This is a genomic window from Corynebacterium nasorum (genome assembly GCF_032821635.1).
GTDB classification, from domain to species: Bacteria; Actinomycetota; Actinomycetes; order Mycobacteriales; family Mycobacteriaceae; genus Corynebacterium; species Corynebacterium kefirresidentii.
The window spans coordinates 369103-388993 of sequence record NZ_JAVBIE010000001.1; the positions used below are offsets into that span (position 1 = coordinate 369103).

Genomic DNA, 19891 nt, shown 5'->3' on the forward strand with positions numbered 1-19891 from the left:
AGTACACTGCTGTGACATGAGTGAAGATGGAGTTTCCGCGAAGGCGCCGGATATTCAGGAGCAGATGGCTGAGGTTATCGAAGACTTCGCGGATTTCCAACTGCACGTGAAAGGCCGTGCGGAGGCAACGGTACGTGGGTATCGCTCAGATCTGCGCGACCTTGCTCGCAGCGTTCCTACCTTTGCGGAATTTAACCTCAACAACCTGCGCCAATGGCTGGCAGAGGCCGTAGCGGAAGGAAAGTCGCGCTCCACCTTGGCGCGGCGCACCGCAGCGGTCAAAGGATTTTCCACTTGGGCAGTGCGCGAAGGGCACCTCGAGCGAGATGTAGCCGCACGGCTAGTCACGCCCAAGGTAGGCCGCCACCTACCGACGGTTCTATCCCCCGAGCAGGCCGGTGAGCTCATGGGCAATGCGGTTTCTGCAGACGAAGCTCACTTCCTGCGCGATAGTGCCATCTTGGAGTTGCTGTATGCCTCCGGGATGCGCGTGGCCGAGCTGGTGCGCCTAGACCTGAGCGATATTGATTTTCATCGCGGCACCTTGCACGTAACCGGTAAGGGAGATAAGCAGCGCGTGGTGCCTTTTGGTCATGCGGCGGACGACGCCTTGCGGCAGTGGATAGAAAAGGGCCGTGGACAACTCGCTGAGGAAGGAACTAAAGCCGTATTCGTAGGCAGCAGGGGAGGTCGCATTGACCAGCGCCAGGTGCGGCGCATTGTGGATAGGGCCGCCAAAGTTAGCGGTGCACAAGGGCTTACCCCGCACGGAGTGCGGCACTCGGCTGCCACCCACCTCCTAGAAGGCGGGGCAGATTTGCGCGTTGTGCAAGAACTATTGGGGCATTCCTCGCTTAATACCACGCAGATCTATACCCACGTATCTGCGCAAAGATTGCAACGCGTATATAACCAGGCGCATCCTCGAGCTTAAAGCGGTTTGAGGCGTATCACTGGCATATCCAGCAAGGTTAAAGGATCGATATAGGTATCTTTTGCAATGAGGGCGCCCCAGTGCAGGCCGGGATAGCCATCGACGGGATTGCCCAAGCGGCCAATGACTTGTCCTTCGCGAACCTCTTGGCCTTGTTTTACGGCGCCGTGTACGGGCTGATAAGTCGTCCTTACCCCGTCCGCATGGGTGATGGAAACAACCGGCTTTCCTGCCACCGTGCCGACAAACGCGACAACGCCATCTTCAGCGGCTACCACCGGAGAACCCACGGCAAGGGCCATGTCTACACCGCGGTGGCCGGGACTCCACTTTTGCTCGGGAGCTTCAAACCCGCGCAAAACCCGCGCCGGGTTTGGCTTACCCGAGGCAGGATCAACGTAGGACGTGGCCGGTGGGCAGCACAGTAGTAGGAGGGAAGAAACGACGAGGAAGGCAGTGGTGGTGAAGGTGGGGCGTCGGAAAGCGAGCTTTGAAAAAGACACAGAAAAATGGCTCATGGGAAAAGCATTAACCAGAGGTGAGCTGTCAGAAAGCCCTTGCCTGTGGGGCTGTGGATTACGAGTAGCGGATGGTCCAATTGGGGTGAATGTGGCGCATGATGCTTAGCAGCTTCGACCCTAGTGTGAATATGTTGTATTCGGTTTGGAAAAACCAGCGTAGAGGGATTATTCTTTGAGGCAGCAGTGTGTCCACCGTGTGGAGGCATTGACTACGCGCGGCGAAGTTGTCGCTTCCTGCTGGAAGGAAGAGACAGCCTGGTGGCTGACGTGGTCCTTGGAAACAAGGTGTCAGCGGGGCCTTCGTTGCTAGGGTGCGGAATAAAACACCGCACAATTGGAAAACCGAAAGACAAGATAAAAGAAAGCGAGCGAATCATGGCAGTTGTAACCATGCGCGAGCTCCTCGACGCTGGTGTGCACTTTGGCCACCAGACCCGTCGCTGGAATCCGAAGATGCGTCGTTTCATCTTCACTGACCGTAACGGCATCTACATCATCGACCTGCAGCAGACGCTGACCTACATTGACGAGGCTTATGAGTTCGTCAAGGAAACCGTTGCACACGGCGGCACCATCCTGTTCGTTGGTACCAAGAAGCAGGCTCAGGAAGCAGTTGCTGAGGAAGCAACCCGCGTCGGTATGCCTTACGTAAACCACCGCTGGTTGGGCGGCATGCTCACCAACTTCCAGACCGTGTCCAAGCGTCTGAAGCGCATGAAGGAGCTTCAGGCAATGGACGAGCGTGAGGACGGCTACAAGGGCCGCACCAAGAAGGAAGTTCTCATGCTCAACCGTGAGCGCGCCAAGCTCGAGCGCGTTCTGGGCGGCATCTCCGATATGGCTAAGACCCCGTCCGCTCTGTGGATTGTTGATACCAACAAGGAGCACATCGCGGTCAAGGAAGCTCACAAGCTGAACATCCCAGTTGTTGCCATCTTGGACACCAACTGCGACCCGGACGACGTTGACTTCCCGATTCCGGGCAACGACGACGCCATCCGTTCCACCAAGCTGCTCTCCGGCATCGTTGCCTCCGCTGTAGAGGAAGGCAAGAAGGCTCGTGAGGAGCGTCAGCTGGCTGCAGCCAAGGAAGCTGCCGGCGACTCTGCTGAAAAGGAAAAGCGTGACGCTGAGGCGGCTGCCGCAGCTTCCGATCCGGCTTCCGCAGAAAAGTCTGAGGAAGCATCCGCAGACAAGGCCGAGAAGTAATCGTACTTTCTTGGTAGGAACCTTCCTTACCTGCGTTTAACTGAATACCCCACGCACTTTTGGTGTGGGGCAGCAAGGGAGTAATACCTGCCCAAGGCTGTTTACCAACCCCCGCCACCGTGCTCAAACGGCGGCGGGGGTTGGTTTTATCTATGCTGGGTGCTGCTGAAGCCAGCTCCACCTTCATGCATAGGTGAGAAAAGGGGTGGTTTCTGCCACCCTAAAGCGGCGCGATTTCACCGCGTCGACTACGCTGTTTGAACGAACACTGTTTGATTTTCAAGGAGGATCGCCCCAACTATGGCGAACTACACTGCTGCAGACGTCAAGGCACTGCGCGAAGCTACCGGCTCCGGCATGCTCGATTGCAAGAAGGCTCTGGAAGAGTCCAACGGCGACTACGATAAGGCCGTTGAGTACCTGCGCATCAAGGGCGCTAAGAACGTCTCCAAGCGCGCTGACCGCGAGGCAACCGAAGGCCTGATTGCTGTTTCTGGCAACACTATGGTCGAGATCAACTGTGAGACCGACTTCGTTGCTAAGAACGAGGCTTTCAAGACCTTCGCAGCCAAGATTGCTGACGCTGCCGCTGAGGCCAAGGCAAACTCCGCAGACGAACTCAACAACATTGAGATCGACGGCAAGAAGGTTTCCGAGGTAGTGGACGAGGAGTCCGCTAAGACCGGTGAGAAGCTGCAGGCACGCCGTGCAGTTACCGTAGAGGGTGACAACATTGCTGTTTACCTGCACCAGCGTTCCGCTGATCTGCCGCCGGCAGTGGGCGTTCTGGTTTCCTACGAGGGCAACGAGGAAGGCGCTCACGCTGCCGCCCTGCAGATTGCTGCAATGAACGCTGAGTACCTCACCCGCGAAGACGTTCCTGCAGAGATCGTCGAAAAGGAGCGCGAGATCGCTGAGGCCACTACTCGTGAGGAGGGCAAGCCGGAGGCAGCCCTGCCGAAGATCGTGGAAGGCCGCCTGAACGGCTTCTTCAAGTCCATCGTTCTGCTGGAGCAGGCTTCCTTGTCTGATAACAAGAAGACCGTAAAGCAGGTTGCGGAAGAGGCTGGCACCACCATCACTGGCTTCGTTCGCTACGAGGTTGGCGCTTAAGCACGCTCTCGCTTTTAAAACCTAGCCCACAAAGGACCGTCCTTTGTGGGCTTTGTTGTGCGCTAATGGGGTGACCGGCGCGAGGTTCTCTTTTCTCTAGGTGCCTTTTTGGTGCCTAGCTTAAACCCACCGGGCTGCATCGGCAGGTGGTGTGAGGATGCGAAAGATATATGGGTAAGATGGGGCGGAGATTGAAACTGCCCCGCGTTAAGGAGACGAAGTAGGCGTGACTGCTGCAGATATTAAGCGAACCGGATATAAGCGAGTAATGCTGAAGCTGGGCGGTGAGATGTTCGGCGGCGGTAAGGTCGGTATCGATCCGGATGTGGTTGAAAACGTTGCCCGCCAAATCGCCGAGGTCTCCCGCCAAGGAATCGAGATTGCAGTGGTGATTGGCGGCGGAAACTTCTTCCGCGGCGCGGAGCTATCCCAGCGCGGTATGGACCGGGCACGCTCGGATTACATGGGCATGCTCGGCACGGTAATGAATTCCCTCGCACTGCAGGATTTCCTCAAGCAGCAAGGTGTTGATTGCCGCGTACAGACCTCCATCAACATGGCGCAGATTGCTGAGCCGTACCTGCCGCTGCGTGCGGACCGCCATTTGGAAAAGGGTCGCGTAGTTATCTTCGGCGCTGGCATGGGTATGCCGTACTTCTCCACGGATACCACCGCCGCGCAGCGCGCCTTGGAAATTGGCGCCGAGGTTCTGTTCCTGGCTAAGGCAGTCGACGGCGTCTACTCGGATGACCCGCGCACCAATCCGGATGCAGAGTTGTACTCCGAAATTACCCCGCGTGAGGTCATTGAAAAGGGCCTAAAGGTGGCAGATGCAACGGCCTTTAGCCTGTGCATGGACAATGATATGCCGATTTTGGTCTTTAACCTGCTGGAGGAGGGCAATATTGCCCGCGCAGCTGGCGGTGAAGTTATCGGCACGCTGGTGCAGTCCTAATACTGTAGCGGCTGCGAACCTGCTACCTTTTTATACAGCCACCTCTATTCGTTTAAGGATGATTTAGCCTCATGATCGATGAGATTCAGCTCGAAGCAGAAGAGCACATGACCGCTTCCGTCGAGCACACCCGCGAGCAGCTGGTGACCATTCGTACCGGCCGCGCGAACCCCGCCATGTTCAACGGCTTGGTAGCCGAATACTACGGTGTTCCCACCCCGATTACCCAAATGGCTACCATATCCGTACCAGAGCCGCGCATGCTGCTCATCAAGCCTTATGAGCAGTCCATGATCCATGAGATTGAAAATTCCATCCGCAACTCGGATTTGGGCGTCAATCCCACCAACGATGGTCAGGTTCTGCGCGTGACTGTCCCGCAGTTGACGGAGGAACGCCGTAAAGAAATGGTGAAGCTGGCTAAGAGCAAGGGTGAGGATGGCAAGATCGCTATCCGTAATATTCGCCGCAAGGCCATGGAGCAGTTGAAGAAGCTGCAAAAGGACGGCGATGCCGGCGAGGACGAAGTCATCGCAGCAGAAAAGGAAATGGAAAAGATTACCTCCGGCTACATCGAGCAGGTAGACAGCTTGGTAGAGAATAAGGAAAACGAGCTGATGGAGGTCTAGGACCTCCGCTTTGTTGCCGCCGTGCCTGTCTCCTCGGCCGGCGGCGCTTTTTCTGTTCCAAGGCCCGCCGCTCCCACAAACGGGGCAGAGCCGGCGGAACTGAGCATGTTAGCCGGGGAATCACACAAGACAGCGAAAGGAGCCGGTCACGGTGAGTGACGCCATAAACCGCCGATTGCCACAGCCAAAGAATGGTGCAGGCCGCGACTTGCCGGCCGCTATCGGTGTTGGCGTGGGGCTCGGCGTTCTTGTGGTGCTTGCCGTGTGGGCTGGTCCGCTGGCTTGGTATGCGGTCGTAGCGCTTGCAGTAGGCGTTGCGATGTGGGAGGTCCTCAGCCGCCTGCGGGAGCATTCCTACTATGTTCCGCGTACGCTGCTTATTATTCTGGGCCAAGCCATGGTGTGGATCTCATGGCCCCTGGGTGCGCCAGGCCTGGTAGCGGTCTATGTCACTGCGGTGCTGGCACTTATGTTTGGCCGCCTTTTCCATAATGGCCGTCATCGTCCGCCTATCAACTACCTGCGTGATATGTCCGTCGGTATTTTTGTGCTGACGTGGATTCCCCTTTTTGCCACCTTCGCAGCTATGTTGTCGCTAGTGTCGACTCCATTTTCCAGTGGGGCTGCCTCCATCGTCGTCTTTATGCTGTGCGTTGTGGCTTCCGATACCGGCGGATATGTTGCGGGCGTGATGTTTGGTTCGCACCCCATGGCACCTGCGGTGAGCCCTAAAAAATCGTGGGAGGGGTTTTGTGGGTCCATCATCTTCGGCGTGGTGACCGGTGCGCTCACGGTGAAATTTCTGCTCCATCACGATGCCTGGGTGGGTGGCCTGATGGGGCTCGGTCTAGTTATCTGTGCCACCTTGGGAGACTTGGTGGAATCCCAATTTAAGCGCGAGCTGGGTATTAAAGACATGTCGGCATTATTGCCCGGCCACGGCGGCCTCATGGACCGTTTGGATGGCATGCTACCTTCTGCCATGGTCACCTGGGTAGCGATTAGCTTCCTGTCTACGTTTACACCATAGGAACATCAGACAAACAAAAGCCGCCTCTCCCGTATAAACTGCCCGAAAAAGACGGCAGAACAGGGGAGAGGCGGCTTTTATATAGATTTATACCTGCTGCGCTTGCTTGCGTAGCTGGCGACGCAACTCAAACATGCGCCAGCCACCGACTAGCGCCATGATGAGTGCGCCGCCGATAGCAAAAATGAGGAAAGCAATTCCGGCGGGGAACTCGCCAGACCAGCCCAGGAAGTTCATGGGAACCTCGTGCTGGTTTTGCATGATGAACACAATGAGGACAATCAGCAGCAGGAATCCTACGATAAGCGCCATCCACGTGCTGGCCGCGAAAGATCCCTTCGCCTTGCCAGAGGGCTGGGTGGAGTGAGAAGTAGAGTCAGAAACGGCTGGTTCTAGGTCAGAACTAGTCTCCGGTTCAGAAGCGTTCAGCTCCGCCGAGGAGAGGTCTGCGTCGGAAGAAGAAAAATCATCTGCAGGATAATTTGGATTTGTCATGTATCCATTATTTCTTTAATCCTGTCGATTATGCCACTTGGCACGGCCTCCAATTGGAAAATCCCACGCAGACCGTGGAAAGATGGGCAATATTATGGCTCAACCAGTGAAACTTAACTTTTCCGCCCCGCGCCGCGGATTGCCTCCTAAGCATTTTGCGGACCTGACCGAAGACGAGCGCATTGACAAGCTCGCAGAAATTGGCCTACCTAAATTCCGTGCGAAGCAGCTGGCTAAGCACTATTACGAGCACTACACCGACAACGTCGAGGATATGACCGATATCCCCGCCGGCAAGCGCGAAGCAGTCAAGGAAGCCTTCTTCCCTGAGCTGATGAAACCCATCCGGACCACCTCCACGGACGACGGCGAGACCACTAAGTCCCTGTGGCGGTTGCACGACGGCACGCTACTGGAATCAGTGCTGATGCGCTACCCAGGTCGCGCTACTTTGTGTATTTCTTCCCAGGCAGGGTGCGGCATGGCCTGCCCGTTCTGCGCTACTGGCCAGGGCGGCCTTGATCGTAACTTGTCCACGGGCGAGATTGTCGAGCAATTCCGCCACGCTGCGTCCGCCATGGCTGCAGAAGGTGGGCGTTTGTCCAACGTTGTCTTTATGGGCATGGGTGAGCCGCTGGCCAACTATAAGCGCGTGGTCCAGGCCGTACGTCAGATTACTGGCCAGGATGGTACGGGTTTTGGCCTTTCCCAGCGCAACGTGACCGTCTCCACCGTGGGCTTGGCTCCGGCAATTCGCAAGCTTGCGGACGAAGACTTGGCCTGCACTCTGGCCGTTTCCTTGCACACTCCGGACGATGAGCTGCGTGACGGTCTAGTGCCGGTCAACAACCGGTGGTCTGTTGATGAGGTGCTGGATGCCGCGCGCTACTATGCGGATAAGTCCGCCCGCCGCGTGTCCATTGAGTACGCCCTGATTCGCGATAAGAATGACCAGGATTTCCGCGCCGATATGCTGGGGCGCAAGCTGCACCAGAAGTTGGGCTCCAAGGTCCACGTTAATGTTATTCCGCTGAACCCCACGCCGGGCTCAGAGTGGGATGCGGCCCCGCAAGACCGCCAGGACGAGTTCGTGCGTCGCGTGCAAGCCCAAGGCGTTCCCTGCACGGTGCGCGATACAAAGGGCGATGAGATTGCGGCGGCTTGTGGTCAGCTTGCAGCGGATGAGCGGGAAGATAAGTCAGCCTAACTGATAAGATTGGCGGACATGATTGTTCCGAATTATCCGCCACTTGCAGATGATCCGACCACGCAGGCCTTTGCCGTGCGCGGTCTGAACAAAATTTTCGCTGGACGCCCCGTGGTGTCGAATTTGAGCCTCGACATCCCGCGGGGCTCTATTTATGGCATCGTTGGCCCCAATGGCGCGGGCAAAACCACCATGTTGACCATGGCGTGTGGCCTCCTGCGCCCAAATAGCGGCGAGGCCTTTATCGCCGGGCACAATACCTGGCAGGAGCCACTGCCAGCCAAGGCGGCCATGGGCCTGCTTGTCGACGGCGCTCCGGTCTTCGACCGTTTATCGGGCCCAGAGTACTTGTTCTATCTCGGCGCATTGCGCCGCATGAATCAAGCCGAAGTCGAGCACCGCAGCGCACAGCTTTTGGATGCCTTGCAGCTTGCCGACGCCGCCGATAAACCCATCGCGGACTACTCCGCCGGCATGACTAAAAAGATACTTCTGGCGGGCGCGCTCCTGCATAACCCAGAGGTCGTGATACTAGATGAGCCCCTAGAGGCAGTGGATCCCGTTTCGGGGCAGCTTATTCAAGAGATCCTGCGCGCCTATGTCGCCCGCGGAGGCACAGTAATCCTGTCTTCACATGTTATGCAATTAGTGGAAGGCTTATGCGATCACGTAGCCATCATCGCCGGTGGCCAGGTGCTCTCCGCCGGCCACGTGGAAGATGTGCGCCAAGGCGGCAGCCTGACGGATGCCTTCATTCACTTCGCCGGCGGAAGTGAATTTGATGCGGACTCTTTCGAGTGGTTGCGCAGCGAAGGCAGCACAACGCAGCGCGGGGAAGGGGAGTTGTAGACGCAATGACTTCGACGCTTCTCAAGCTGCACCGCACACTATGGGTGCGAAGCCTTAAAGCGAATGCTGCAGCGGTTATGATCCCGATCTGCCTTTTGCTCTATGGACTCATCGGGCTAGCATCGCTCGCCGCTCTTGCTGCGGCAGATATTTCCACCGGAACTGGGAACGTGCAAGCCTTAACCGTGGCCCCTGGTCTTGGCACGCTGGCTTTCATCGTTATCACCCTCATCATGCCCAGCGGAGAGAACCAGCTATCTGCCCGCGAGCTTTCCGCGTTTCCGCTGCGGCTGAAAGACATCACACCGGCACTCGCTATCGCCTCGGTGCTTAATCTGCGTGCCCCGGTCTCAGTCTTGCTGTCCATTGCTTATGCGGTGGCCGGAAGCGTGATCCTGGCGGCAAACGGGAAGGCATTGTTCATCTTGCCTTTCTGTCTAGGAATGCTTTTCGCCCTTGTACTGACGCTGGTGCTGGTGGATCTTGCGGTTCATGTCGGGTCAACTGTCGCGGAGCTTAGTTCCACGAAGCTTAAGGCCTTGGGCTCGGTGGCGGTGTTCGTGCTTATCTTCGGCTCGACTAAACTTTCTTCCCTCGCGGGCTCTGACTTCCCTTTGGGAACGGTAGGTGAAGGATTAGCGTGGACGCCTGTTGGAGCACCGGTGGGTTGGGCGCTTGCGCTTGCTCAGGGCGAAATGGTGGAAGCCTGCGCACAATTTCTCATCGCCGTAGTAACGCTGGGCGTAGCTGTGTGGGCGTGGCATCAATTGCTGCGGCGGCAATTCGAGCACCGTACGGTTTCCCCGTCGGCACGCAATCACCGTGAGAAGTCCAAGGGGATAAGCCGCTTTTCCCTTGGTTCCTTTTCCTATAGCAGCCCTGCTGCCATGGAATTTACGCGCTCGCTGCGCTATATTTTCCGTGACTCCCGCCTTATTGGCAGCATTATCATGCAGCCAATTCTGGCAGTCGTCTTGATTATCCAGGGCTTTGCTACTGACTCCGATTTATCTTCAGTAGGTTTGTTATTCCTCGGGCTGATAGGCGGAATCGTCGCCACCAATGATTTTGGTTATGACGGTCCAAGCCTGTGGGTAAAGATGGCCGCCCCAGTTCGTCCGCGCACGCTGCTCTACGCGCGGCACTGGGCGCACGTGGTGCTTTCAGCCATAATTGTTGTGCTCACGGCGATGCTGCTTTTTGCGCTAAGTGCGGATAAAGCTCTCACTGCCTGTTTGGTGGTTGCTGCCCTGGGAATCTTCATTTCTTCCGCCGGATTGTCATTGCTGCTCACCACCTTTAATCCCTTTGCCACCGCGCGGCCTGGCGGGAATATGTGGGCGGATAAATCCGGCTACTCGGCTAGCGCCTTCTTAAGCGCTATTTTGAGTTTGTTTATTGGCTGGACGCCCATCATCCCAGGCGTCATCCCAATGGCTATCGGCTACGGCTCGAACATGGTGCTGGTCGCGCTGGGGTTTGTACTCGTCATAGCCGTGCCTGTTGCGTGTTATGTCCTCGCACTGCGGGTCAGTGGCAAGCGCGTCGATAACACCCTGCCCGAGATCTACGCCAAGGTGGGCCACTGGGTGTCTTAAAACTCGGGCGCTTCTTAGCAAGTATCGCCCACACCGCGCTCTTGCTAAGGGTGGGTGTGGGCAGGGCAGCACCCAGCAGAGTGAGCGCTGAGTAAGGGGAGAGGCGTCGGCAAGCGGAGGCAAAAAGAAACCGCCGACCTTCGCGGGGAAGGGCGGCGGTAGCTAAAGTGTGCTGAAAGCTTAGAGCGCGTGCTTGCTGGAGGAAACCGGGGTGGCGTTGTTAGTGCCTGGCTCAACGCGCAGGTGAGAAACGCGGGAAGGCTCGATATTCAGCGCGCGCAGCTGGGAATCGCTCAGCTCGGCGTACACACCGGTGTTGGTCTTTTGGTCGTAGACCCAGTCTGGCTCCTGGTGGCCCACCGGCTGGTTGCGGGCGGTCACGGTGCGCACCTGGTGCAGCTTAGGCTGGAAAGCATGAATGAGCAGGCCGATTACCAGCAGGACAGTCAGTACGACGAGCCAGACAGTCTCAACGTGGCCCTTGTGATTACCAAAGTGGTAGGCGATCAAGAAGAGAACGGAAATCCAACCGGCGATCTGCACGCCCGAGCGGCTGATGCGGGACCAACCGAATCCTGCGGATGGGACGTCCTCAGTAGAAACACCGTCATATACCTGCGGTACCGGCTTGTGGGAAGACACTTGCTCTCCTTCGCTTCTGCGTATGCCCGTCTGCGCGATGGGCGTGCGGGCACACCAATGCCATTTGTCTGCTACACATTCTAAATCATCGCGCCTTAGATGGCGATTAAACACCCCCGCCGCAGTACTGGTTACCTGCCATGCCCGCCCCGTGGTGATGGGCGCTAGGGTGGAAGGGTGACTACACAGCGAATACTCATTCTTGGTTCCACCGGTTCAATCGGCACGCAGGCTCTGGAAGTTATTGCGGATAATCCCGATAAATTCGAGGTAGTGGGAATCGCGGCGGGCGGCTCCAACCCGCAGCTCATCATTGAACAGGCTCGTCGCCTCAACCTTTCGTTTGACCACGTTGCAGTGGCTAAAGAGGATGCTGCTGCCGAGGTTTCCGCTGCCTTAGGCGGTTCGGTATTAAGTGGCGCCGATGCTGCAGAGAACCTAGTGCGTTCGACTCCGGCCGATACTGTGCTCAATGCTCTAGTGGGATCCCTCGGCCTTAAAGCCACTCTAGCGACGCTGGAGATGGGGGAGTACTTGGCCTTGGCCAATAAGGAATCCCTCGTCGCCGGTGGCACGCTCGTCACCCAGGCCGCGCGCCCTGGTCAAATCATTCCCGTCGATTCGGAACATTCCGCCATGGCGCAGTGTCTGCGCGCCGGCGAGGAAGGGGAGCTGGATAAGCTTGTTCTTACCGCCTCAGGCGGTCCCTTCCGTGGTTGGTCGCGCGAAGAGATGTGGGACGTGACCCCAGAGCAGGCGGCCCAGCACCCGACCTGGTCTATGGGCCAGATGAATACCCTCAATTCAGCAACGCTCATGAATAAAGGTCTGGAGCTCATTGAGGCGACGCTGCTCTTTGACATCGACCCTGAGCGTATCGATGTCACCGTGCATCCACAGTCCATTATTCACTCTATGGCTACTTTCAAAGATGGCTGCACCATCGCCCAAGTTTCGCCGCCGTCGATGAAGCTGCCGATTTCGCTGGCGCTGAATTGGCCGCACCGCGTGCCGGGTGCGCAGCCTTCCTTAGATTTTGCGCAGGCGCATGAGTGGCGCTTTGAGCCGCTTGACGATGCCGCCTTTCCCGCCGTCGATCTCGCCCGGCGCGCCGCGGCCGAGGGAACGGGGGTCATTTATAACGCGGCCAATGAGGAAGCGGCGGCCGCATTTTTATCCAGGCGTATCCATTTTCCAGAAATCGTGGACGTAGTGGGCAAGGTCCTTGATTCCGCTTCTGAGTTTGCTGGTGTAGTCTCTAGCCTCGATGAAATCCTCGCAGTAGAAGGCGAGGCGCGCAGGCGCGCGAACGCGCTGATTGATTCGCTGGCTGATTAGAAAGCTTTTCACACCATGGCAAATTTGCTGGGCATTGTGTTTTTCGCCCTTGGCATCGGGCTTACCGTAGCGCTGCATGAAGCAGGCCATATGCTTAGCGCGCGTGCCTTTGGTATGCGCGTGCGCCGCTACTTTATCGGTTTTGGTCCGCGCGTATTTTCCTTCCGGAAGGGGCACACTGAATACGGGCTGGCGGCCTTCCCTGTGGGCGGCTTTTGCGATATCGCCGGAATGACTGCCCAGGATGAATTCCTCACCGAGGACGAAGAACCCCACGCCATGTATAAAAAGCCATGGTGGCAGCGCATTATTGTGATGGCCGGCGGTATTGTCGTCAACCTGATTTTGGGCTTTGTCATTCTCTATTTTGTCGCGATGACGGCTGGCCTGCCCAACCCGGATGCCGATGTGCGCCCCCGCGTAGGCGAGGTGACCTGCTCGGCCAATCAGAAGCCGAACCAAGAGCTGGAAAAGTGTACGGGTCCAGGCCCCGCCGGAAAGGCCGGTGTGCGGGAGGGCGATATCATCGTCGCCTTCGAGGGCCAGAAGATAGACTCTTTTACCCAGCTGCGCGATGAGGTAATGCAGCGTCCTGGTGACACCATCACGCTGACAGTTGAGCGCGATGGAAAAGATAAAGACATCCCAGTCCACCTGGATACCGTTAAGCGGCTCAATAAGGACGGAGAACTTATAGATGCCGGCTCTATCGGGTTGAGCAATCAGCTTATCGACGTCGTCGAAAAGCACGGCCCTGTTGACGCGCTACCAGCAACGTGGCGGTTTAGTACCTACTCGTTGGAAGCAACGGTAGATGGCCTCAAGCAATTTCCTGGCAAGGTGCCGGGCGTGGTGGCCTCCATCTTTGGTCACGAACGCGAAGCTGACGGCCCGATGTCCGTTGTCGGCGCTTCCCGTGTGGGCGGCGAATTGGCGGAGCGTTCCCTGTGGTCGATGTTCTTTATGATGCTGGCAACGCTGAACTTCTTCCTCGCTCTATTTAACCTAGTTCCGCTGCCGCCTTTCGACGGCGGGCATATCGCCGTCATCATCTATGAAAAGCTGCGCGATGGCATCCGCAAGCTCGCGGGCAAGCCGGCCTTGGGCCCGGCCGATTACACCAAGTTGATGCCGGTGACCTATGTGATGGCCGCACTGCTGATGGGCGTCGGCGTCATCGTTATCGTCGCCGATGTAGTTAACCCTATCCGGCTATTTGGTTAGCAGCCGTGTCCCCACAGCGCGCACTTCAGGCATAAAGCAAGCAGTGCTAGAGTGGGGGCGTTAATCACCCACCTTATAAATTTCTGTGCTTCAACAAGGAGAATTCATGTCGACCCCCATCGGTCTAGGAATCCCAGACGGCCCGCCACCAGTACTGCACCCGCGCCGTAAGACTCGGCAGTTGCAGGTGGGCCCGGTCGGTGTCGGCTCTGACTCACCAATTTCGGTGCAGTCGATGACCAATACGAAGACGCACGACATCAATGGCACACTGCAGCAGATTGCGCAGCTGACCGCTTCCGGCTGCGATATCGTGCGTGTGGCTTGTCCTAAGCCCATCGATGCGGAAGCACTTCCGGCCATTGCTAAGAAGTCGCCCATCCCGGTGATTGCGGATATCCACTTCCAGCCTAAGTACATCTTCCAAGCCATCGATGCCGGCTGTGCCGCCATCCGTGTTAACCCGGGCAATATCCGCGAGTTCGACGGCCGCGTGAAAGAAGTCGCCAAGGCTGCAGGCGACGCCGGCATTCCTATCCGCATCGGCGTTAATGGTGGTTCTTTGGATAAGCGCCTGCTGGAAAAGTACGGCAAAGCCACCCCGGAGGCACTCGTCGAGTCCGCCATTTGGGAAGCTGGCCTGTTTGAGGAGCACGGCTACGGCGATATCGCTATTTCCGTCAAGCACTCCGACCCTGTCCTGATGGTGGAGGCGTACCGCCAGCTGGCGGAAAAGACTGACTATCCGTTGCACTTGGGTGTGACCGAGGCAGGCCCGAAGTTCATGGGAACCATCAAGTCCTCGGTTGCCTTCGGCGCGCTACTGGCAGAGGGCATTGGCGATACCATTCGCGTGTCCTTGTCCGCGCCGCCAGTAGAGGAGATCAAGGTAGGCGACCAGATCTTGCAGTCGCTCAATTTGCGCCCGCGCAAGTTGGAGATCGTGTCCTGCCCTTCCTGCGGCCGCGCTCAGGTGGACGTCTACAAGCTGGCAGAGGAAGTTACCGCTGGGTTGGAGGGCATGGAGTTCCCGCTGCGCGTTGCCGTTATGGGTTGCGTTGTCAACGGTCCGGGCGAGGCACGCGATGCTGACCTCGGCGTTGCTTCCGGCAATGGTAAGGGTCAGATCTTTGTCAAGGGTGAGGTCGTTCGCACCGTGCCGGAAGACAAGATTGTGGAAACCCTCATTGAAGAAGCCATGCGCATTGCCGATGAGCAGGGCATGGAGGCCGTGGAAGGCGCTAAGGCTGAGGTTCGCGTAACCCAGTAATCCACCCACATTAAGTAGACTGCCCCGCACTTCGGTGTGGGGCAGTCTTTTTAAGCTCTTGCGCTGCTAGAGTGCCAAGACATGAAGAAGTTGGTCGCGCTGGTTGCAACTATCACGCTCGCTTCCACCAGCGTGGTTGCTTGTACCCCGAAGCCGGTATCTGCAGAACCGGTGGCGGAGGAATTCCTCGAAGGGATGGAATCTCGCAATAACGACGGTTTGGCCGCGCTTACCGATTCCCCCTCTGACGCCACCGCTGCCCTGGACGCCACCTACTCCGGCCTGCAGGCCGAGGGGCTCGACATTGAGCTAGAAGGTGTCGACCAAGACGAGAACCTCGCTACGGCGAACTACAAGGTCACCTGGGATCTGCCCAAGGATCGCACCTTGAGCTATGACGCGCAGATGACGCTTACTAAGACCGAGGATGAGTGGACGGTGCGCTGGAAGCCGAGCCTTATCCACCCAGACTTGGGCGCAAACCAGCACTTGGAACTGCGCGCATTGGAGGCAAAGCGTGCCAGCGTGGTCTCTTCCAATGGAGTGGAATTGATGAGCCCAGGGCTGAACTACCGGCTGGTGGTAGATACCAGTTCCTTGGAGGATGTGCGCCCTACCGCAGCAAAGATTAGCGGTGCGTTGGCAGCTGCCCATCGCCAGGATGATTCAATTGCAGAGATTGATGCCAAGGATTTGGCCAAGAAATTGGAGGATGCGGATGGTTCTTTCTCCGTAACTATGTTCACAGAAGACCAAGCCAAGGCTGTGCGTCCCAAGGTGGAAGGCATGGACGGTGTGCGCCTCAACGAGGAGCCAGCCTTGGTTACCCGCGACCGCGGTCTTGCGCCCGATCTCATGTCGCGCGTGCGTTCTGCGGTCCAAGACGAGGTCGATGGTCAAACTGGCTGGTCCATTTCCGTGGTCAATGAAAATGGTGCGGCACTCTCGGACGTCGAAAAGCATGATCCCAATGCTGCGCCATCGATCAAGGTTGGTCTCGATTACGATGTGCAGCGCGCCGCGCAAGAAGCGGTAAACGAGCGTGCCGATTCGCAGGCAATGCTCGTAGCCATCCGACCTTCCAATGGCGATATTTTGGCCGTAGCGCAAACCGAGAAGGCTGATGAGGACGGCGACGTCGCCCTCCAAGGCCAGTACCCACCCGGTTCTGTTTTCAAAATTCTCACCGCCGCGGCTGGCGTGGACAAACAGGGCCTAAATACCGATACCATCGTTCCGTGCCCGGGCACTATGGATATCTATGGCCGCGTAGTGACCAACTACAATTCCTTTTCTTTGGGCAGTGTTCCGCTTAGCCAAGCCTTCGCGCAGTCCTGTAACACCACCTTTGCGGATATCTCCACCAAGCTCAAGCCTGGTGAGTTGAAGGACATGGGCAAGAAATTCGGCTTCGGCGTTGAGTACGACATCCCCGGGTTGACGACCATCACTGGCTCTATTCCAGACGGAAAGGAGCCATTGGAACGCACTGAATCCGGATATGGTCAGGGCTACGACTTGGCAAGTCCTTTTGGCATGGCCCTTGTTTCTGCCACGGTTGCCAACGGCAAGACGCCTACACCGACGCTTATCGAGGGGCACAAGACCAAAGCATCCGATAAACCGCAGCAGATTCCCAAGCCCGTGCTGGACAATGTCCGTGCCATGATGCGCCAAGTGGTCACCAGCGGTACCGCGCGCAGCATGGCTGCTGGCGGCACCATTTATGGCAAGACCGGTGAGGCGGAAATCAATGAAGGCTCGCACGCCTGGTTTACCGGCTACCGGGAAGAAGATGATATTGCCTTTGCCACCCTCGTGGTTTTGGGTGGCGGCTCCGATGCCTCGGTCAATATCACCAGCAATTTCTTGCAGAAGGTCGATGCCTACCGCTCCGGTCCGCACGAAGGTGCAGCGCCGCCGGCCGAGGGGTAGCGCGGCCACGCTACCCCTATAGTCGCGCTCCCGACCCCGGCTCTCGCCTTTGCGGTGGAGAGGACTACCATGGGAAACCATGAGCAATCGAGGAAAGCTAAAGCCAGGCAAGCCCACTCCGATCCTCACCGTTCCGGAAAGCATTGAGCGCCCAGAGTACGTGTGGAAGGATGAGGTACAAGAGGGCATTGGCGAGCCCTATGTCCAGTCCCCAGAGGTCATTGAGAAGATGCGCGAGGCCTGCAAGATTGCGGCCAACGCCCTCAAGGAGGCTGGAAAGGCCGTTAAGCCGGGTGTAACTACTGATTATGTAGACCGCGTGGCACACGAATACATGTGTGACCACGGCGCTTACCCTTCTACGCTGGGGTACCGTGGCTTCCCTAAGTCCAGCTGCGTATCCCTTAATGAGATTGTCTGCCACGGCATCCCAGACACCACCGTGATTGAAGATGGTGACATCGTCAATATCGATATCACCGCGTATAAGAACGGGGTGCACGGCGATAATAACGCTACCTTCCTTGCCGGCGATGTCTCCGAGGAGCACCGCCTGCTGGTAGAGCGCACGAAAGAGGCCACGATGCGCGGCATTAAGGCTGCAAAGCCTGGCCGTGAGATTAACGTCATCGGTCGAGTTATCGAGTCTTATGCCAAGCGATTTGGTTATAACGTCGTGCGCGACTTTACCGGCCACGGCGTCGGCCCGACTTTCCACAACGGCCTAGTTGTCTTGCACCATGACTCGACCGTCTACCGCGATATCCTCGAGCCGGGTATGACGCTCACCGTCGAGCCGATGATTAATCTTGGCTCGCTGGATTACGAGATCTGGGATGATGACTGGACCGTCCAAAACACGGACGGCAAGTTCACCGCCCAGTTTGAGCACACCCTCGTCATTACCGAGGACGGCAACGAAATCCTTACCATCCCAGACGAAGACTAGAGACTAAAAAGCCAAGGCCGCCTCCACAGCCCAAGGAAGGGAAGTGGTGGCGGCCTTTTGTATTGCTTGCCGACGTCCCGTGCAAGACATCAGCCCCCAGTACGTAGCTGCACATAGCAAACGGGCCCCGTTCCAAGAACGGGGCCCGTGCAAGCCCTAGCTATCTAGAGCCAATCTGTGGCTAATAATTAGCGGCGGAAGATTGGGTCCAGAACGTGAGGGATGTAGCCGTTGTAAACGGCGTAGTTGTAAGCACCGATCAGGGCGCCGATTGCGGAGGTGATGCCCAGAGCAACGGTGCCGTCGCGCCAGATCTCGCCCCAGCGAGGGTTGTTGTCGCCCTTCTTCTCGCCCAGAAGATCGTGGCCGGTTACCTGCTGATCCTTGTCAGCGTTAGCACCGATCTTGGAGGACAATGTCTCGTACTCGCCGTTGTCATCCTTGGTGTCCTTGATGACGGAGGACAGGTTCTCGCCCAAGGAAGCACGATCGTTGGTGGTGTCCTCAGCGGAAGCGACAGCGACGCCGCCGAAAGCGACGGTAGCAGCGGTAGCAGCAGCAACGGCTGCAGTGCGGAAGTTACGCATTGTGAAATTTACCTTTCGGAAGTTTTGATGAAGCCGTAGGGCTGTTGCTTAGAAGGAAGGGCCGTGGTTGATGAAGTTGACGACTGGTCCGATGACGCCGCCCAGAACTGCACCGATGCCACCCAGGATGGTCAGGGAGTACAGAACCTTAGCCCATACCGGCTGCTCGGAGAAGTCCTTGGAAGAGCCGAAGAGCTTGGTGCCGTCAGCTGGCTTCTCGCCTTCAAGCTGGAGGTCCTGGTCAACCTTGTTAGGGAAGCTCTGGCCCTCGTTAGCGGTGGTGGTCTGGGTAGCCTCAGCGGAGGAGGGGCCCTCTGCTGCTACGGCAACGGTGGTGCCGGCGAAAGCAACGGCGAGAGCGGTTGCGCCAGCGATAGCTGCATTGCGGATACGCATATCAAAATTCCTTAAAGGTCGTACTTGCAAGGCTTCCACGTGCTGTCAAGGGGTGAATGCGCCACTTCGACCGGGAGGTAGTTGTGACGCGTTGGACTCCGAAGGATGTTAAGGATGCTGCTGTTGAGCGCGTGGTGGCAGGCGAGGCAGTTAGCCTGGTCGCGCGTGATGTGGGTGTAGGCCCCGAATCGGTTTACGGTTGGTTGAGGGTAAGAGGTGTCGAACCTCCAGGCAGGCGTGCGAGTCGTTTGCGTGATCCGTTTGTCCGTGAGGCTGTTGGGTTGGTGCGTGCAGGTATGTCGATCAGTCAAGCAGCACAGACTGTTGGAATATCGACTGGCTTGCTTCACAGCAGGTTAAAGAAAGCTGGTGTAATCGAAGTGCGGCCTAGACGCGCCCACTTGTCACCTGATAAACGTGCCCAGGCCGTGGAGCGAGTGCTTGCTGGTGAGAGCTGTCAGACAGTGGCTGATGCTATCGGTGTGCATCCTTCTACCGTGTATGGGTGGATAAGGAAGCAGCGGTATGCGAAGTTACGCCGGCAGCGACATCGTCGAACGCCTGATGAGGCGGTGGTGTCTTTGCCAGATACAGGCAAGAAGCTGGGTAAAGATTCTGTTATGCCAGCACCGATGAAAACTCAAGCCGTTGATGGATTTCCTAGCGGCGTATTCGACAAACACGCCTTAGTAGGGCGTGGTCGCAGGCTTACTGTTGAAGACCGTGTTGCTATTGAAGCGGGATGTCGTGTCGGTGATTCGGCACGAGCCATCGCGCAGAAAATAAATAGGCACCACAGTGTCGTCGCTCGTGAAATCACCCGTAATGGTTGGAAGATCGTCGATGAGGACGGCACAGAGCAGCTGCGGTATAACGCCCACAACGCTGCTGTTTCTACTGCTGGTCGGATGGTGCGGCCAAAACTACGCAAGCTCGATGAAAGCCCAACGCTTCGGGGTGTAGTAGTCGATTGCCTTGCCCGCAGGTGGTCACCTGGGCGCATTACTGGG

The 19891-nt window shown here is 57.4% G+C and carries 19 protein-coding genes and 2 pseudogenes; 16 read left to right on the top strand and 5 right to left on the bottom strand.

The window, feature by feature from the left end; all coding sequences use genetic code 11:
* Positions 1 to 16 precede the first annotated feature (16 nt).
* Entirely contained in the window at positions 17 to 934 is a 918-nt protein-coding gene (locus RAE07_RS01720; protein WP_248098796.1) for a tyrosine recombinase XerC, read from the top strand.
* Here RAE07_RS01720 and RAE07_RS01725 read toward each other — a convergent pair.
* A complete protein-coding gene (locus RAE07_RS01725) occupies positions 931 to 1437 on the bottom strand; it encodes a M23 family metallopeptidase (protein WP_259824673.1) in 507 nt (168 codons plus the stop codon). The genes RAE07_RS01720 and RAE07_RS01725 overlap by 4 nt on opposite strands.
* 393 nt (positions 1438 to 1830) lie before the next feature.
* Here RAE07_RS01725 and rpsB point away from each other — a divergent pair, with 393 nt between their 5' ends.
* The 5 genes from rpsB to RAE07_RS01750 all read left to right on the top strand — a co-directional run bounded on the left by rpsB (position 1831) and on the right by RAE07_RS01750 (position 6391).
* A complete protein-coding gene (rpsB, locus tag RAE07_RS01730) occupies positions 1831 to 2664 on the top strand; it encodes a 30S ribosomal protein S2 (protein ID WP_005325233.1) in 834 nt (277 codons plus the stop codon).
* Between the two features lie 300 nt (positions 2665 to 2964).
* On the top strand, positions 2965 to 3777 hold the full coding sequence (gene tsf, locus RAE07_RS01735) for a translation elongation factor Ts (RefSeq protein ID WP_023021300.1): 813 nt from the start codon (positions 2965 to 2967) through the stop codon (positions 3775 to 3777).
* Positions 3778 to 4045: 268 nt separating this feature from the next.
* Positions 4046 to 4732 carry a UMP kinase gene (gene pyrH, locus RAE07_RS01740; protein ID WP_023027755.1) on the top strand — a complete coding sequence of 229 codons (687 nt, stop codon included), beginning with the start codon at positions 4046 to 4048 and terminating at the stop codon, positions 4730 to 4732.
* A 71-nt stretch (positions 4733 to 4803) separates the two neighbouring features.
* Positions 4804 to 5361, top strand: coding sequence for a ribosome recycling factor (gene frr, locus RAE07_RS01745; RefSeq protein ID WP_023021301.1), 558 nt, complete (start codon positions 4804 to 4806; stop codon positions 5359 to 5361).
* Between the two features lie 151 nt (positions 5362 to 5512).
* Positions 5513 to 6391 carry a phosphatidate cytidylyltransferase gene (locus RAE07_RS01750; RefSeq protein WP_200288923.1) on the top strand — a complete coding sequence of 293 codons (879 nt, stop codon included), beginning with the start codon at positions 5513 to 5515 and terminating at the stop codon, positions 6389 to 6391.
* A gap of 87 nt (positions 6392 to 6478) precedes the next feature.
* Here the strand turns inward: RAE07_RS01750 and RAE07_RS01755 are convergent, their stop codons facing one another.
* Complete coding sequence (locus RAE07_RS01755; protein WP_200288924.1) at positions 6479 to 6886, bottom strand: LapA family protein; 408 nt, start codon at positions 6884 to 6886, stop codon at positions 6479 to 6481.
* A 94-nt stretch (positions 6887 to 6980) separates the two neighbouring features.
* On the opposite strand from RAE07_RS01755, the gene rlmN reads away from it, so the two are divergent.
* From rlmN to RAE07_RS01770, 3 genes are read left to right on the top strand one after another with little or no spacing between them, the layout of a single operon-like run.
* Positions 6981 to 8093, top strand: a complete 1113-nt coding sequence (gene rlmN, locus RAE07_RS01760; protein WP_023021304.1) for a dual-specificity RNA methyltransferase RlmN — start codon at positions 6981 to 6983, stop codon at positions 8091 to 8093.
* An 18-nt stretch (positions 8094 to 8111) separates the two neighbouring features.
* Positions 8112 to 8942, top strand: coding sequence for an ABC transporter ATP-binding protein (locus RAE07_RS01765; RefSeq protein ID WP_023021305.1), 831 nt, complete (start codon positions 8112 to 8114; stop codon positions 8940 to 8942).
* Between the two features lie 5 nt (positions 8943 to 8947).
* The gene (locus RAE07_RS01770; protein WP_200288926.1) at positions 8948 to 10540 is read left to right on the top strand and encodes a hypothetical protein; all 1593 of its coding nucleotides are present in this window, start codon (positions 8948 to 8950) and stop codon (positions 10538 to 10540) included.
* Between the two features lie 180 nt (positions 10541 to 10720).
* On the opposite strand, the gene RAE07_RS01775 is transcribed toward RAE07_RS01770, so the two are convergent.
* Positions 10721 to 11182, bottom strand: a complete 462-nt coding sequence (locus RAE07_RS01775; protein WP_023021307.1) for a DUF2631 domain-containing protein — start codon at positions 11180 to 11182, stop codon at positions 10721 to 10723.
* Between the two features lie 177 nt (positions 11183 to 11359).
* Between RAE07_RS01775 and dxr the strand changes: the two genes are divergently transcribed.
* The 5 genes from dxr to map all read left to right on the top strand — a co-directional run bounded on the left by dxr (position 11360) and on the right by map (position 17898).
* The gene (gene dxr / locus RAE07_RS01780) at positions 11360 to 12520 is read left to right on the top strand and encodes a 1-deoxy-D-xylulose-5-phosphate reductoisomerase (RefSeq protein ID WP_200288927.1); all 1161 of its coding nucleotides are present in this window, start codon (positions 11360 to 11362) and stop codon (positions 12518 to 12520) included.
* Positions 12521 to 12535: 15 nt separating this feature from the next.
* Positions 12536 to 13744, top strand: coding sequence for a M50 family metallopeptidase (locus RAE07_RS01785; protein WP_200288928.1), 1209 nt, complete (start codon positions 12536 to 12538; stop codon positions 13742 to 13744).
* 106 nt (positions 13745 to 13850) lie between these two features.
* A complete protein-coding gene (gene ispG / locus RAE07_RS01790) occupies positions 13851 to 15014 on the top strand; it encodes a flavodoxin-dependent (E)-4-hydroxy-3-methylbut-2-enyl-diphosphate synthase (protein ID WP_023021310.1) in 1164 nt (387 codons plus the stop codon).
* A gap of 81 nt (positions 15015 to 15095) precedes the next feature.
* Entirely contained in the window at positions 15096 to 16949 is a 1854-nt protein-coding gene (locus RAE07_RS01795) for a penicillin-binding transpeptidase domain-containing protein (RefSeq protein ID WP_317001203.1), read from the top strand.
* Between the two features lie 79 nt (positions 16950 to 17028).
* Positions 17029 to 17898, top strand: coding sequence for a type I methionyl aminopeptidase (map, locus tag RAE07_RS01800; protein ID WP_238799681.1), 870 nt, complete (start codon positions 17029 to 17031; stop codon positions 17896 to 17898).
* A 188-nt stretch (positions 17899 to 18086) separates the two neighbouring features.
* Here map and RAE07_RS01805 read toward each other — a convergent pair whose 3' ends face one another.
* A complete protein-coding gene (locus RAE07_RS01805) occupies positions 18087 to 18485 on the bottom strand; it encodes a hypothetical protein (RefSeq protein WP_317001204.1) in 399 nt (132 codons plus the stop codon).
* 48 nt (positions 18486 to 18533) lie between these two features.
* Positions 18534 to 18881 (bottom strand): hypothetical protein, encoded by a 348-nt coding sequence (locus tag RAE07_RS01810; RefSeq protein ID WP_317001205.1) that lies wholly within the window; start codon positions 18879 to 18881, stop codon positions 18534 to 18536.
* Between the two features lie 296 nt (positions 18882 to 19177).
* On the opposite strand from RAE07_RS01810, the pseudogene RAE07_RS01815 reads away from it, so the two are divergent.
* Positions 19178 to 19387 (top strand): annotated as a pseudogene (locus RAE07_RS01815) (helix-turn-helix domain-containing protein); the annotation flags it as partial.
* Positions 19388 to 19406: 19 nt separating this feature from the next.
* A pseudogene (locus RAE07_RS01820) lies at positions 19407 to 19891 on the top strand (helix-turn-helix domain-containing protein); the annotation flags it as partial.

Coding starts and splice junctions, on each gene's coding strand:
- RAE07_RS01720 (WP_248098796.1), top strand. CDS start 17: ATGAGTGAAGATGGAGTTTCCGCGAAGGCGCCGGATATTCAGGAGCAG.
- rpsB (WP_005325233.1), top strand. CDS start 1,831: ATGGCAGTTGTAACCATGCGCGAGCTCCTCGACGCTGGTGTGCACTTT.
- tsf (WP_023021300.1), top strand. CDS start 2,965: ATGGCGAACTACACTGCTGCAGACGTCAAGGCACTGCGCGAAGCTACC.
- pyrH (WP_023027755.1), top strand. CDS start 4,046: ATGCTGAAGCTGGGCGGTGAGATGTTCGGCGGCGGTAAGGTCGGTATC.
- frr (WP_023021301.1), top strand. CDS start 4,804: ATGATCGATGAGATTCAGCTCGAAGCAGAAGAGCACATGACCGCTTCC.
- RAE07_RS01755 (WP_200288924.1), bottom strand. CDS start 6,886: ATGACAAATCCAAATTATCCTGCAGATGATTTTTCTTCTTCCGACGCA.
- rlmN (WP_023021304.1), top strand. CDS start 6,981: ATGGCTCAACCAGTGAAACTTAACTTTTCCGCCCCGCGCCGCGGATTG.
- RAE07_RS01765 (WP_023021305.1), top strand. CDS start 8,112: ATGATTGTTCCGAATTATCCGCCACTTGCAGATGATCCGACCACGCAG.
- RAE07_RS01770 (WP_200288926.1), top strand. CDS start 8,948: ATGACTTCGACGCTTCTCAAGCTGCACCGCACACTATGGGTGCGAAGC.
- RAE07_RS01785 (WP_200288928.1), top strand. CDS start 12,536: ATGGCAAATTTGCTGGGCATTGTGTTTTTCGCCCTTGGCATCGGGCTT.
- ispG (WP_023021310.1), top strand. CDS start 13,851: ATGTCGACCCCCATCGGTCTAGGAATCCCAGACGGCCCGCCACCAGTA.
- RAE07_RS01795 (WP_317001203.1), top strand. CDS start 15,096: ATGAAGAAGTTGGTCGCGCTGGTTGCAACTATCACGCTCGCTTCCACC.
- map (WP_238799681.1), top strand. CDS start 17,029: ATGAGCAATCGAGGAAAGCTAAAGCCAGGCAAGCCCACTCCGATCCTC.
- RAE07_RS01805 (WP_317001204.1), bottom strand. CDS start 18,485: ATGCGTAACTTCCGCACTGCAGCCGTTGCTGCTGCTACCGCTGCTACC.
- RAE07_RS01810 (WP_317001205.1), bottom strand. CDS start 18,881: ATGCGTATCCGCAATGCAGCTATCGCTGGCGCAACCGCTCTCGCCGTT.